The sequence below is a fragment of the Shimazuella kribbensis DSM 45090 genome (assembly GCF_000428065.1).
In the GTDB taxonomy this organism is placed as follows: Bacteria; Bacillota; Bacilli; order Thermoactinomycetales; family Thermoactinomycetaceae; genus Shimazuella; species Shimazuella kribbensis.
This window is the reverse complement of the sequence record NZ_ATZF01000001.1, coordinates 560,892-573,906: the sequence shown is the minus strand read 5'-3', so window position 1 is coordinate 573,906 and position 13,015 is coordinate 560,892. Positions and strand designations below refer to the sequence as shown.

Genomic DNA, 13,015 nt, shown 5'->3' with positions numbered 1-13,015 from the left:
CTTATAGGAGGTTATGTAAAATGGATAAAGAACAAATGAAAAGTAAAATAATGGAACAACTCGAAGAAGTGAACGATCCAGAACTAAATATTGATATCGTCAATTTGGGTCTGGTTTATGATATCGATATAAATGAGGAAAACAACGTCAAAATCACGATGACTTTAACAGCAATGGGCTGTCCTTTAGCAGGAATGATCAATGGATTGGTGGAAGACGCTGTCCGTAGAGTAGATGGGGTCAATGAGATTGAAGTAGACATCGTGTGGAATCCTCCATGGGACAAAAATCGAATGTCCCGCTATGCGAAAATTGCGCTTGGAGTTCCAGATTGATTCTCGATCTGAACAATTATTACTATTGTGATAGAAAAAACGAAAGGAATCCATGTCCTACGTATTCCATTGGATTCCTTTTATCTATGCGCTCCGTTTTTAGACATCAGTATACATCCCTCTTATTTTTCTAATTCAGCATCATTTCATAGGCGTAAATTAGTTATATAATTAGTTAATTTCTCCTTGTACACTTCAATTATTAAAGCAAACCACCCTAACAAAATTAGTTAGGGTGATTTACTATATAGATTATCCTCTTGCATTTACCTCTGGTCTGCGACTTCTATTCCCAGAATCCGAACGAGATTCTCTTAGAGTAGGCCTTGGTGAATTGGTTCTTGGTCTTGCAGGCTCCATATTTACACGCATTCCATTAATACGAGATTGTTGTAAAGCTTCGTAAACAAATGGTGCAATCTCTTCCTGTACTTCCACAAACGAGAAGCGATCATAAATATTGATTCGCCCAACTTGACGCAAACCAATACCTGCATGATCTGCAATTGCTTTTGCAAGTTCTTGTGGACGAAGGTTGCTATTGCGACCAACATTGATGAAAAAGCGAACCATTCCAGGAGAAGCTCCCGTCTCGCCAAAGTTATAGGTTGCATCACTTGCTTTATTAAATCTTTCAAAGAAAGTAAGGTAAAGAGAAGCAGCTGCCACTTTTTCTGGAGAAAATTTATCCGATAACTGTTCAATCATATCTTCAAACAAAGAAAGATCTGCTTCTGATCGTATAGCATCTTCGATTTGTGATACCCAACTTTGCTGTTGCTTAGCTGCAACTTCTTCCAAAGTAGGTAGCTCGCGAGATACAAGTTTTGCACCTGTTTCTTGTTCAATTAAGCGAAGTTGTTTCATCTCACGTGGTGTAATAAGTGTAAGTGCAATCCCCGTACGTCCAGCACGACCAGTACGACCTATACGATGAACATAACTCTCTACATCTTGAGGGATATCATAGTTGATTACATGTGTCACACTGCCAACATCAATCCCTCTTGCAGCTACGTCTGTCGCAACAAGCAATTCAATCTCACCTTGACGGAATTGCCCCATCACACGGTCACGTTGCTGCTGTTGGAGATCACCATGTAGACCACCTGCTAGATAACCTCTCACTTGAAGAGCTTCTGTTAAATCATCTACTCCTTTTTTGGTACGACAGAAAACAATGGCTAACTCAATTTCTTCACTATCTAAGATTCTACAAAGAGCTTCCACTTTCATGTTTTCCAAAACGCGGAAATAAACCTGTTGAATCATAGGTACAGTGACTTCACCTCGGTTAATGGTGATATATTTCGGTTTTCTCATATATTTATGGGACAACTGACGAATAGCAGGAGGCATTGTGGCAGAAAAAAGCAACAATTGACGTTGACCTGGTAAAAATCGCAACACAGTCTCAATATCATCAATAAAGCCCATATCTAACATTTCATCTGCTTCATCTAGAACAATAACCTCTACACCATCGGTTTTTAATGTACCCCGGCGCAAATGATCCAACAATCTACCTGGGGTACCAATTACAACATGTACTCCTTGTTGTAATGCTTTAATTTGTCTCACAATGGATTGACCACCATAAATAGGCAAGGTCTTTACTTTTTTCGGACGGCCAAGACGTTGTAACTCTTCGGAAACTTGGATGGCGAGTTCTCTTGTAGGAGTTAAAATAATACTTTGAACACGGTTATCTGTTGGATCAATTCTCTCTAGTACAGGTATACCAAATGCTGCAGTTTTACCTGTACCTGTTTGCGCTTGACCAATCACATCTTCTCCACGAATAACAGCTGGGATACATTCAGCTTGAATAGGAGATGGCTCTTCATAACCAATATCTTGTATCCCCTTCATAATGTCTTCACTTAGATCAAAATCTTCAAAACGTTTCATATCGTAGTTTCACCTTTCTTTAGTCGTTCAAGTAGAAAGAACAATGCATGTTTTGCTGCAGATTGTTGGATACGTTCTCTATCACCTGATAACGCTAACTCATAAACGTCTGTAGACATACCTTCTTGGGCAATACCAATATAAACAAGTCCTACAGGTTTCCCTTCTGATGAAGTAGGACCTGCAACCCCAGTAACACTTATGGAAAAATCAGATCGGAATTTCTGTAATGTTTGTTCTGCTAATTGTTGAGCCGTTTCTTTACTCACTGCACCGTATTCGTCTAGTGTTTTAAGTGATACACCAACAATATTTTCTTTCATCTCATTTGTATATGGGATAAATCCACCTTTTACATATTCACTAGCTCCAGACACAGTCGTTAATAAATGTACGACTAGCCCACCAGTACAACTTTCCGCAGTAGAAATACTCTTTTTGTTAAGACCTAAATAGCGAATAACAACTTTTTCTAACGAATCGCCTTTCTCGCTATAACAATATTTACCAACCCGAGAAAGAATTTCACGTCGAACTGGTTCTATCAATTCCCGTGCCAGTTCATTTGACGGCGCCTTAACTGTAATACGAAGGGTAACGCCAATATCCATCGCATAAGTTGCCAAAATAAGTTTATCATTAGAAGTGATTAAATCCTTTATTTGTTCTTCAAGTGCAGACTCACCAATTCCAAAAAAGGACATGGGATGCGAATAAATAACATCTTTTGATTGAATTACATGGTTTAAAAACGGAAGAACTTGCGTTTCAAACATTGGTTTTAATTCACTGGGAGGACCAGGTAAAAGAATGTACGTCACACCATCTTTCGTGACAGATAAACCTGGAGCAGTACCTTTTTCATTGGGGAAAACAATTCCAGAGGAAAATACCAATGCCTGCTTGTAATTATTAGTGGGAATAGAAGTTTTTCGTTTGGAAAAATGAGCTTCCAAGCGTAATCTCCATTTTTTGTCTTCTATTAATGTCTCTCCTAATACTTCTGCCAATGTCTCTTTCGTTAAATCATCTAGAGTAGGTCCGAGGCCTCCACATAAAAAAACAAATTGTGATCTACTATGTGCGGTCCGAATTACTTCAGCTAGACGATCTGGATGATCTCCTACCGAAGTATGGTAAGTAACTTCTACTCCAAAAGGAACACATGCACGTGAAATAAGTTGAGAATGAGTATTGAGTGTAAAACCTAGCATGAGTTCAGATCCAACTGTGATCACTTCCGCTTGCATGAAGCAACTCCTCATCCATTTTTAGTAAAGGATACGATTTTCCTATTCTTATAAAAATAGTCAAGTCCTGATAAGATGGTGATTATAACAGCCAACCATGTAACAATAATGGAAAAGGGGAAAGCAAAGTTTGAAAACGGAAAATTATTCAACATAAGTGATACAATTGCCACAATCTGTACAATGGTTTTAATTTTACCAAGTGTACTTGCTGCAATGACATGACCTTCTGCAACTGCGATTAATCTAAGACCTGTAACTGCAAATTCTCGACTTATAATTACAATTGCAATCCACGCCGGGAGCCGCTGCATGTCTACCAGTGAGATTAGCGCAGCGGTTATTAATAACTTGTCAGCAAGTGGGTCTAAGAACTTGCCCAAATTTGTAATCGTTTTGCTTCTTCTTGCTATGTAGCCATCTAGTCCATCTGTAACCGCAGCGATAATAAAAACAAAAGTAGCAATCAGCTCACTAACCCGAAGTGTCACCATACCAAGTCGCACAGATCCAAACTCAAAGCGAATCAGCAAAAAAATCATCACTACAGGCACAAGAAAAATACGTACTAATGTTATTTTATTGGCCAAGTTCACCAACAACTACCTCCCTGGTCTACTTCTCTTGGCTGGGAAGGGAGATGAAGATAAGCCGATATCCCGATGCCATTGGTTTAATTGTACGGATATATCGCGCACATGTTTTATTTATCGAACATTCTCAGTCTTCACCACTATTATCCACTATTTCCGATTAAAATTGAATATCTAAAAAAGAAGAAAGCAAATCCTTTCGTAAGTATAAACTACAGCAGAGAGTGATGTCAAAAAACAGACATGACAGATTTTTAATAGGATACTACCTTAAATTCATATGTAGTTTCTTTTTTTTGACTCATTGTATCAATCACAACACCGTTTACTTTCAAATTCGTTTTGCTTGGATCATCTAAATGAATAAAAAGCCACTTCTTGCCATTCAAATCAAAAGATTGGCTCTTTACTAATTCTTTATTAGCAACAGTTTTTCCTTTGAGATTATCTTCGGAGATCCGCACATTCACATTTCCTAAGGATTCAATCTCTAAACGAATTTCATTTGCCTGTGAAATATACCATGTTTCTCCTACTGCTGAATCTTCTGTAGTTTTTTGCAGAGAAAAAACAGGCCTTTCTTTATTCTGAGATACAGTTGCCGTCGTATTTTGAATCGGGATATTTGGTGAATTTGATTCTACTGATGATGAACTCGAAATAACAAACCATGCAATAAATATTAAAATAAAACAAACGATAGATGCTAATAAGTAATAGCGATATGTAAGAAAAAAAGATTTCCAATCCATTCTTTTATGTGCGGATGTATTTTTTCTCCGTCTAGGCGAAAGCATGGGATCTGAAATTTGAGATTGACGATAGGCAAGTATAATTGGATACGCATCCACTTCTAAAAATTCAGAATAAGAAATAATATAGCTTTCTATTATTTCTTTTTCCTGCGGTAAATGAGCAAAATTTCCTTCTTCTATGGCATTTAAATATAAAATTGGAATGGAAAGGTGATCCGAAATTTCATTCAGATCGAGAAAAGACGTTTCACGTATTTCTTTTAGCTGATTCAATAAGTCTCTCCCCTATCTACATATAAAAAAGAATAGCCCAGAAGTGGGCCATTATTCTTATTTTTTCACAATGTGTATAACTTTTGTAGATGCAACAGGTATACCATTCACAGTAACTTTCACATTATCTGGAGAACCTAAAACAATGTAGAGATCTGGAACATCTTTAAAGGTATGATCATATTCCAAAGATGCATCTTTACTTGTTAAGGTTACATCTTTAATATATTTTGTTGGATCTGCTGTGTAAGCTCGACCTGTTTTAATTTGCACCCAAGATGTTCCTGATGGATCAAGAACTACTTTGGCTTTATTTGTTCCAGTTAAATGATATAAACCTGGAGATTGCTTGTCCAAACTCCCTTGACTGGTAGTCTCTGATGTTTTGGAAGATGGTCCAGCAGGTTGCTGTTTTTGTTCTGATTTTGTCTCAGAAGTTATGTTATTTTTATTTTGAACAGTTGGTGTTCCTTCTTCACTATCGGACAACAAATACCAACCAATTCCTCCAAGAAGTAAAACAGCTACAATACTTGCTATGATTACCCTACTACTAAAAAATTCATTTACTTTTGGAGTTGGTCTGCTACGAATAGAACTTCTTCTCAAAGTAGGTACTTCTGTAGCTTCTTGAGAAACACTTTCCTTAAACACGCCTGTAGTTCTAGAAGCTACACGTGATTCTCTAGAACCAAAGTTATTGTTCAAATCGCCTGTTTCTTCATTCTCCACAGAAACTTTCTCATCGGAGCCTGTTTTCAACTTTGCAAACTTGTCAGTGATGGTAGGCAGAGTGGTTGAATTACGAAAGCGCGATGAGCGAGATAATGGATTATTTTCTTGAACTTGATTTGTTTTCTGTTCTTCTACTGGTAGTTTCGTATATTGACTCACAACCTGTTCCGGCTGTGTTGGTCTTTTTTGAGCTTGTGTTCGAGATAAAGTAGAGGATTCTGGATTCTTACTTAATCTCGATGGCACAAACTGAGCAGAATTGCTTAAAGTAGATTGTGGTGATGTAACTTGTTTTTGCAGCCTTGAAGTCTGCTTTTGCTGAGGTGATGTGTTTTGTTCAGTAGAAGTACTCCCATCTTTGTTGCTAGACTGGACAGTAGAATTCTCATCTGTCGAGAAACGACTTTCCTTCACTGTAGGATTCCCACCGCGTGTAGTCAAAGCCTGTGAAGGCAACAAAGATGGAAATTTTTGCTCTTTTTTAGTCTTATTAGAAGATAGAACTTGAGGTTTCAAGGTCTTCTCTATCTCTTCTCTTCTTTGCATCATTGGAAGTTTACCTGTATTAGAAACTGGCTTCGCAATGGTTAGAGCAGTCTTCGCACTTGTCCGATTGACGGCAGTTGAAGGTTTTGTATTAGGTGATACTTTCGGTATTGCGCCCGTTAACCCAAATTTATGCATACCTGTTTGACCCAGTTTATTTAGCTGCTCTGTTAATTGAGAAGCATCAAATTGGCCAGTTTGGTAGCGTTCTGCTTGTTCCTTTTTTCGATATTCCCGCAAAATATAGTGTGGTTCCACTTTAACACAATTTGCATAGGATCGAAGATAGGTTCTCACATAAAATGGGCTTGGTAATTTATCGAAATCTCCCTTTTCAATTGCTTCTAAAAACGATTTTTGTATTCTCGTTTTTTCTTGTACTTCGTCGAGGGACAGTCCTACCGACTCTCGGGCTTGTCGAAGAAAATTACCGATTTCGACAGACACCCCAGCCACCTCCTGATTGGTTGTACGACCATATTGATTCCAATTCTAGTACAACCGTCATGAAATTGTCATAAATTTTATCCAAGCATAACATTGGATGCAAAAGCTGTCAAAGGAATAACCTTGTCAGATATTTCTGCAACCTCTGTGGTAGATAGACGGAGATAAAGAACGATCCCCGTTCCAACCAATAATAGCAGAAAACCGGCAATAAGCAATCCATTATAAAACTTGGCAAATCCTGAAACTTTTTTCTTGTTCTTTTTTGTTTTCGTTTTTTTCGTTTTGGTTTGATTTTTGGCGGCTGCACGTGACATGGTTACCATCTTTTCCGAAGACCGTCCAAATTCCTGCTTTTTACTTCTGGAAAGAGATGTATTTTCATCTGAACGCTGTAATTCCATCTCTCTTTGAACCCTTGTAGTGCGAGATAATTGCTCTCCACTTGCCTCTTTTTTCATTTGATACATTTTTATCATTTTTCTTGGGTCCAAATTCACATAGATGGAATAGGTACGCAGATAAGACCGAATATATACTGGGCCTGGTAAAGAATCAAAATCTCCTTGTTCCATTGCCTTTAAATATTCTAAATCTATCCTTGTGGCGTTTGACAGTTCCTCAATGGAAATACCTAACTGTTCACGTGATGACCGCAAATGGTATCCCAACTGTTCCAAATTTAATCCTCCCTCTATTGGAAAAGCATGTAAACCATACCCAGAATGAGGATAATAGCTACAATCAACCAGAGAGAAGAAACTTTCTTTTTTTGCGATGGTGACCGCTTAGGTAATTCAATTGCTTCTGTCTGTGGTTTTATTGGCGCGGGTGACTGTTTAATATTCTGTGCCGACTCATATAATTGAATAACAGAGTTTACATTGAGATTTAAATACTTTGCATAAGTTTTTAGAAACACACGCGCGTAAAAAGGGCTAGGAAGTAAATCATACTCTTCTGTTTCCAACGCCTGCAAATATTTGGTCTCTATATTTGTGAGTTCAGTCATATCTTCAAGCGTATAACTTTTTTTCTCACGCGCTTGTTTCAAATACTTACCCACGCCAGCCAAGTGCATTATCCCCCTTAAAAATCCTGTTCCAAATCATCTAGAGTGATCGTTTCTGTTGCATCTTGTTTCAATTCAATTATGTAATCAAAATCATCCATTGAGTATTCGGTTTGTTGTACAAAAACATCTGGATGCTCAATTACTTTCGTTGCATTTAAACTCATTATTTCCCTTAATAACATCTGGTGTTCTTCGTCACCTCTTCGAGTGGACATTACACCATCAATGATGAAAACCCTTTCCTCAGAGAATTCATCTCTAGTGAGTTGATTTCGTAGTGTTTGTTTTAACAAGGTAGAGGAAAGAAAAATCCATCTTTTGTTGGCACAAACACTGGATGCAACAATCGATTCTGTTTTTCCAATTCGAGGCATGCCCCGAATCCCGATTAACTGATGACCTTTACGTTGAAATAGCTCTGCCATAAAATCAACCAAAATACCTAACTCTTCTCGCGTAAAAAAATAAGTACGCATATCTTCAGACGAACGCTCCAAGTATCGGCCATGTCGAATGGCAATTCGATCAACCAACTTAGGCGGACGAAGTGCAGTTAGTGTAATGTCTTCTACTTGCAACAATATATGACGAAGCGATTCAATCTTATCATGGTTACTCGTTTCTAATAGCAATCCACGTCTTCGATTTTCTACACCATTAATCGTAATGATATTGATAGCAAGCATCCCTAAAATAGAGGCAACATCACCTAATAAACCTGGTCTATTTTTATGTATTTGGTACTCCATGTACCATTCTTGACTTGCCATGATACCACCTCTCAAAGGAATGACAGGCCTCATGAGCTATACGGATTAGTATAGCACATGTTCTCATCTCTCGGAAGAGAATCGATCTATAAAACTCTAGTCTAAATAAAGAAAACCAAATGTCAGCCTAGGCAAATCCCCTGCTATTTCACAAGTCTAACCGATTTATGATAATATTGTGTAGGCTTTTTTTACCCAATAGGAATGGAAAACGTCTGGAACTCTTCAGCAGAGAACCAGACGTTTTTGCTTACTTACGATCGACTAATTTTACCATCAAATCAGCCATGACACGCTGTTGGTTTTCATCTGCAACATCCCACAGTTCTTTCAACAGACGTTCTTGTTCATTTTTAGGATCTACGTCTTTTGCTAGGTAATCTCCAATTTCATATGCGAGATCATGTATGGACTCATTATCCATTCCAAGATTAGAAGCTTGTTCTACCCGACCTTGAAGAAACTTTTTCCATTCATCAAAGTTTTGTAATACAGACATCAGTTTCCCTCCTAATGTGAGTAACATTCTAAAGATAATATCACCACACATCGAAGAAATTATTCGTCGATATTTATATGTGAAATTAGATATTGCAGCGAAGTACGGCGATCGACTGAAGTACATCGGGACCACAGGCAACATGTTCAATCTGTTCCCATGAATGGACATAAAACAGGCAGGTACTCTCTGCCACGCCTCCTGCTCGATATCTCTGATCTTCTCCTAGATGTCCTCGCACTCTCTTGATGCCACATCTTGAATAGGCTGTTATGTTCCTGCTTCAACAGATCGGTGATTACCGAGATACTGCTTTCCAAAGAGAAACAGAACATGGTTGCAGTTTCATTGGTCATATTACAAGAGTAGTATATTGCAGTCAACACCATGTTATTGGAGACATAGTTCAGCGTCTTCACAGAAAACATGATAACTCATCTGATGGCTGGTACTTAAATGAAGTATACTGAAAACTCTCCTCAATACCAACCACCATTTACATGTAACACTTGTCCAGTCACATAGGACGACGTTTCCCCACATAGATGCGTTACCATTGAAGCAATCTCTCCTGCTGTTCCCAGTCTACCCACAGGTATCTCTTCACTAAGGATCTGACTTTCTTCCTGTGATAGCTGTTTTCTCAAAAGTTCTGTATCAATAGCACCAGGAGCAACAACATTCACCGTAATACCAGATGGCGCCACTTCCTTAGCAAGTGATTTTGCCATCCCATGTAGTGCAGATTTTGCTGTCGAATAGAGCACTTCCGTTGCCCCTCCAACAGATCCCCAAATAGAGGAAAGGAGGATAATCCTTCCCCATTGTTCTTGTAACATGTAAGGTAAAATTGTCTTAGAGAGGAGAAATGCTCCTTTTACATGAACATCCATCAAACGATTGTATTGGTCTATAGTGGCATCTTGAAATAATCCCACTTCCGTGTGCCCTGCGGCATGTATCAAAATAGTTGGCTTTCCTAGAGAAAAGGAAATTGCTTGATAAACCTGACTGACTTCTTCCTCTTTGCTCACATCGAGTGCAAAAGAAATAGCTTTTCCACCAGCCTCACGACATTGAGATACTACTTCATCCGCCTTTTGTTTGTTATGGTAATAACAAACCGCCACATGTACTCCTACTAAAGCCAACTCGATAGCAATAGCTGAACCAATACCACCACTAGCACCAGTAACCCACGCCACTCGATCTTGTATTAACATCTTATTTGGGCATTACCAAAGAAACAGCAAATTGTTCGGGTTGGAAATGAGTTTTCAGTCTTTGGTTTACATCTTCTAATGTCAGCTTTTCTAGGGTAGGGATAATGTCGAACAAATCAGCCTCTTGAAAACGATAACTGGTGAATTGATTGGCAATCCACTCTAAGGAATTCAAAGAACGCAAACTTGCACCAATTCGTTTCTTTTGAATGCGGTCAAACTCTGCTTGAGTTACACCAGTGGACAACCGACGAGGTACTTCTTCTTGGATTCGTTTGATCAATTCTTCAGGATGATGGGTATCGCCTCCAAACAGGGTAAATCCATATCCTGGTTCCAAAGAATACTCAAAACCAAAAGTTTCATCGATAATCCCATCATCATATAGAGATTGATAAAAATCAGAGGAAGGACTAAACATAACATCCAAGCAAATTTGTGTAGCTAACTCTTGTTTCAAACGATCTGTACCTGTTCGATTTACTTCTGTGTTTTTCTCTTTGTAACCCATTAAACATTTTGGAGTTTGTACACTCAATTTCATAATTTTTTTCGCTTCTGAAACAGCATTGGACTCTTCTGGATAAAATCTGTCGATTTTTGCAGGCGGTTCAAACTTTTTACCGGCTTGGTTATCTCGAATCAATGTCATTATTTGATCTGCATCGATTCCACCCACCACAAATAACAACATATTACTAGGATGATAAAAAGTGTGATAACAATTATATAATGTTTCTTTTGTGATTTTGCTTATGGAATCCACGGTTCCAGCTATATCAATCTTCACTGGATGATTTTGATAAAACGCTTCAATTAAACCAAAGTAAGATCGCCAATCTGGATTATCATCATACATTTTGATTTCCTGTCCAATAATACCCTTTTCTTTTTCGACATTTTGGTCAGTAAAATAAGGTTCTTGGACAAAATTCAATAGAGTTAGAAGGTTTTCCGTAGTATTGTTCGTACAAGAAAATAAATATGCGGTGCGAGTAAAACTGGTAAATGCGTTTGCTGCAGCTCCCTGTCTAGCAAATTGTTGGAATACATCTTCTCCCGACTCCTGTTCAAACATTTTATGTTCGAGAAAATGCGCAATTCCATCAGGGACTTGATGTTTTTCTTGTCCTACTCGCTGGAATGTATTGTCAATAGAACCGTATTTGGTGGTGAATGTAGCATATGTCTTTTGAAATCCCGGCTTAGGCAATAGATACACTTGTAACCCATTTGGTAACTGCTCATAATACAACGTTTCTTTTAATTGAGGATGATCTAGTTTTTCCATTATTTTTCCCCCTCCTGACCACGCAAACAATAGATTGTATCCAATTCGACCTTCTCGGCAACCTTTTGAATATCTTCTTTGGTTACTGCATTTACTTTTTCCAATAGATCTTCGAGTGTTCTGGCTTTTCCACTAAGAACGGATTGGAAATGAAAACCAATTAATTCAAATGCTCGATCTTGCCCTTCCCGGAATTGATTGGATAAAGTAGCTTTTGTTTGTTCTAACTCTTGATCGGTAATCTCGCCTCTTTGCATTGCAACTAACTGTTCTTTAATAATGTCAATGGCACGTTCTAGGTTTTGCTCTTCGATACCGCTTTGGATAAATAAAAGTCCTTTGTGACTTTCAACAGCAGAAGAACAGTAATATGCTAAGCTCTCTTTTTCTCTTACGTTCATAAATAATTTGGAATGGGCAAACCCGCCAAGTATCCCATTATACATAAGCAGTGCAGGGTAATCTTCATCGCGAATAGAGATTTGAGTACGACATCCCATATTTAATTTGCCTTGATTAACATCCAAACGATCTACTGCCATTTTGACTTTATCTACATGATGAGCTACAGTCGCGAATGGAACATCCTCTCTTGTTGCTTGTTGCATCTTATCATCGAAGTATTTTGCAAATAACGTTTTTATTTCTTCTACCTTTACATCTCCTACACAATACAAATCAATTGGGGCCTTCTCTAGTACTTGTTGGTAGTAATCAAACAAAGATTTCGCATCAATTGCTCCTATATCTTCTGCATTTCCATATGTATAGAGTGAGTAGGCTTCTCCTTCGCACATGGTCTGCACACAACGTTCTGCAGCATATCGAATTTTATCATCTTGTAAGCTATCTATTCTCTGTTTTAAATTTTTCTTCTCTGCTTCGACAAAAGAAGGACTAAACTGATTATTTTCCGCAAATGGATCTAAAATCATTTCGCAAAATAAACGAATACCATCTTCTATTAAAGAAGGAGCCTCTTGAAGATATGTTTCATTTGCTAAATCCATACCAAACTGCAATACTTGTCGTTCGCCTCGTTTAAACACATCTCCAAATGATCCAGCACCATATAGTTCATTTAGCTTTTGTCGTAGGGCTACAGTTGTTGGATAACTTTTTGTACCTCTTCCTAGTACATTGGGTAACAATGCATTTTTTGTTGAAGTTTCAACTTGCAATGGATTGGTTATAAATGCAGATAGTGTCGTTGTTTTGAATTTATCACTCGGACAAATATGGAGTCGAATATTTCCTAATGAAATTGTTTTAAATGTTGCAAAAGACATGCATACACCTCTTTCTGCTGATT

Annotated in this window: 13 protein-coding genes; 1 reads left to right on the top strand and 12 read right to left on the bottom strand. The window is 38.0% G+C overall.

Annotated elements, in window-relative coordinates; genetic code table 11:
- Positions 1 to 20 precede the first annotated feature (20 nt).
- Positions 21 to 335, top strand: a complete 315-nt coding sequence (locus tag A3GQ_RS0103200) for a metal-sulfur cluster assembly factor (RefSeq protein ID WP_028775826.1) — start codon at positions 21 to 23, stop codon at positions 333 to 335.
- 252 nt (positions 336 to 587) lie between these two features.
- Here the strand turns inward: A3GQ_RS0103200 and A3GQ_RS23235 are convergent, their stop codons facing one another.
- The 12 genes from A3GQ_RS23235 to yfmF form a co-directional block, all read right to left on the bottom strand.
- Positions 588 to 2,246: a DEAD/DEAH box helicase gene (locus A3GQ_RS23235; RefSeq protein ID WP_083964073.1), complete on the bottom strand. Its 1,659-nt coding sequence runs from the start codon at positions 2,244 to 2,246 to the stop codon at positions 588 to 590.
- Positions 2,243 to 3,496 (bottom strand): competence/damage-inducible protein A, encoded by a 1,254-nt coding sequence (locus A3GQ_RS0103190; RefSeq protein ID WP_028775825.1) that lies wholly within the window; start codon positions 3,494 to 3,496, stop codon positions 2,243 to 2,245. Before A3GQ_RS0103190 ends, A3GQ_RS23235 begins: the two co-directional genes overlap by 4 nt.
- 11 nt (positions 3,497 to 3,507) lie before the next feature.
- Positions 3,508 to 4,092: a CDP-diacylglycerol--glycerol-3-phosphate 3-phosphatidyltransferase gene (gene pgsA / locus A3GQ_RS0103185; protein ID WP_028775824.1), complete on the bottom strand. Its 585-nt coding sequence runs from the start codon at positions 4,090 to 4,092 to the stop codon at positions 3,508 to 3,510.
- Between the two features lie 251 nt (positions 4,093 to 4,343).
- Positions 4,344 to 5,117: a helix-turn-helix domain-containing protein gene (locus A3GQ_RS0103180; RefSeq protein ID WP_028775823.1), complete on the bottom strand. Its 774-nt coding sequence runs from the start codon at positions 5,115 to 5,117 to the stop codon at positions 4,344 to 4,346.
- Between the two features lie 57 nt (positions 5,118 to 5,174).
- On the bottom strand, positions 5,175 to 6,845 hold the full coding sequence (locus A3GQ_RS25500) for a helix-turn-helix domain-containing protein (RefSeq protein WP_028775822.1): 1,671 nt from the start codon (positions 6,843 to 6,845) through the stop codon (positions 5,175 to 5,177).
- Positions 6,846 to 6,922: 77 nt separating this feature from the next.
- A complete protein-coding gene (locus A3GQ_RS0103170) occupies positions 6,923 to 7,525 on the bottom strand; it encodes a helix-turn-helix domain-containing protein (RefSeq protein ID WP_028775821.1) in 603 nt (200 codons plus the stop codon).
- Positions 7,526 to 7,539: 14 nt separating this feature from the next.
- A complete protein-coding gene (locus tag A3GQ_RS23225) occupies positions 7,540 to 7,911 on the bottom strand; it encodes a helix-turn-helix domain-containing protein (RefSeq protein WP_245596729.1) in 372 nt (123 codons plus the stop codon).
- 23 nt (positions 7,912 to 7,934) lie between these two features.
- Positions 7,935 to 8,690 (bottom strand): DUF3388 domain-containing protein, encoded by a 756-nt coding sequence (locus A3GQ_RS0103160; protein WP_028775820.1) that lies wholly within the window; start codon positions 8,688 to 8,690, stop codon positions 7,935 to 7,937.
- A gap of 250 nt (positions 8,691 to 8,940) precedes the next feature.
- Complete coding sequence (locus A3GQ_RS0103155) at positions 8,941 to 9,189, bottom strand: DUF3243 domain-containing protein (protein WP_028775819.1); 249 nt, start codon at positions 9,187 to 9,189, stop codon at positions 8,941 to 8,943.
- A 479-nt stretch (positions 9,190 to 9,668) separates the two neighbouring features.
- On the bottom strand, positions 9,669 to 10,412 hold the full coding sequence (gene ymfI, locus A3GQ_RS0103150) for an elongation factor P 5-aminopentanone reductase (RefSeq protein WP_028775818.1): 744 nt from the start codon (positions 10,410 to 10,412) through the stop codon (positions 9,669 to 9,671).
- A 1-nt stretch (position 10,413) separates the two neighbouring features.
- Positions 10,414 to 11,703 (bottom strand): EF-P 5-aminopentanol modification-associated protein YfmH, encoded by a 1,290-nt coding sequence (gene yfmH, locus A3GQ_RS0103145; RefSeq protein ID WP_028775817.1) that lies wholly within the window; start codon positions 11,701 to 11,703, stop codon positions 10,414 to 10,416.
- Positions 11,703 to 12,992 (bottom strand): EF-P 5-aminopentanol modification-associated protein YfmF, encoded by a 1,290-nt coding sequence (yfmF, locus tag A3GQ_RS0103140; RefSeq protein WP_028775816.1) that lies wholly within the window; start codon positions 12,990 to 12,992, stop codon positions 11,703 to 11,705. Before yfmF ends, yfmH begins: the two co-directional genes overlap by 1 nt.
- Positions 12,993 to 13,015: the final 23 nt, after the last annotated feature.

Excerpts from the sequence above, each read along its gene's own strand:
- A3GQ_RS0103190 (WP_028775825.1), bottom strand. The coding sequence starts at position 3,496 with ATGCAAGCGGAAGTGATCACAGTTGGATCTGAACTCATGCTAGGTTTT.
- A3GQ_RS0103155 (WP_028775819.1), bottom strand. The coding sequence starts at position 9,189 with ATGTCTGTATTACAAAACTTTGATGAATGGAAAAAGTTTCTTCAAGGT.
- A3GQ_RS23235 (WP_083964073.1), bottom strand. The coding sequence starts at position 2,246 with ATGAAACGTTTTGAAGATTTTGATCTAAGTGAAGACATTATGAAGGGG.
- A3GQ_RS0103200 (WP_028775826.1), top strand. The coding sequence starts at position 21 with ATGGATAAAGAACAAATGAAAAGTAAAATAATGGAACAACTCGAAGAA.
- ymfI (WP_028775818.1), bottom strand. The coding sequence starts at position 10,412 with ATGTTAATACAAGATCGAGTGGCGTGGGTTACTGGTGCTAGTGGTGGT.
- yfmF (WP_028775816.1), bottom strand. The coding sequence starts at position 12,992 with ATGTCTTTTGCAACATTTAAAACAATTTCATTAGGAAATATTCGACTC.
- yfmH (WP_028775817.1), bottom strand. The coding sequence starts at position 11,703 with ATGGAAAAACTAGATCATCCTCAATTAAAAGAAACGTTGTATTATGAG.
- A3GQ_RS0103160 (WP_028775820.1), bottom strand. The coding sequence starts at position 8,690 with ATGGCAAGTCAAGAATGGTACATGGAGTACCAAATACATAAAAATAGA.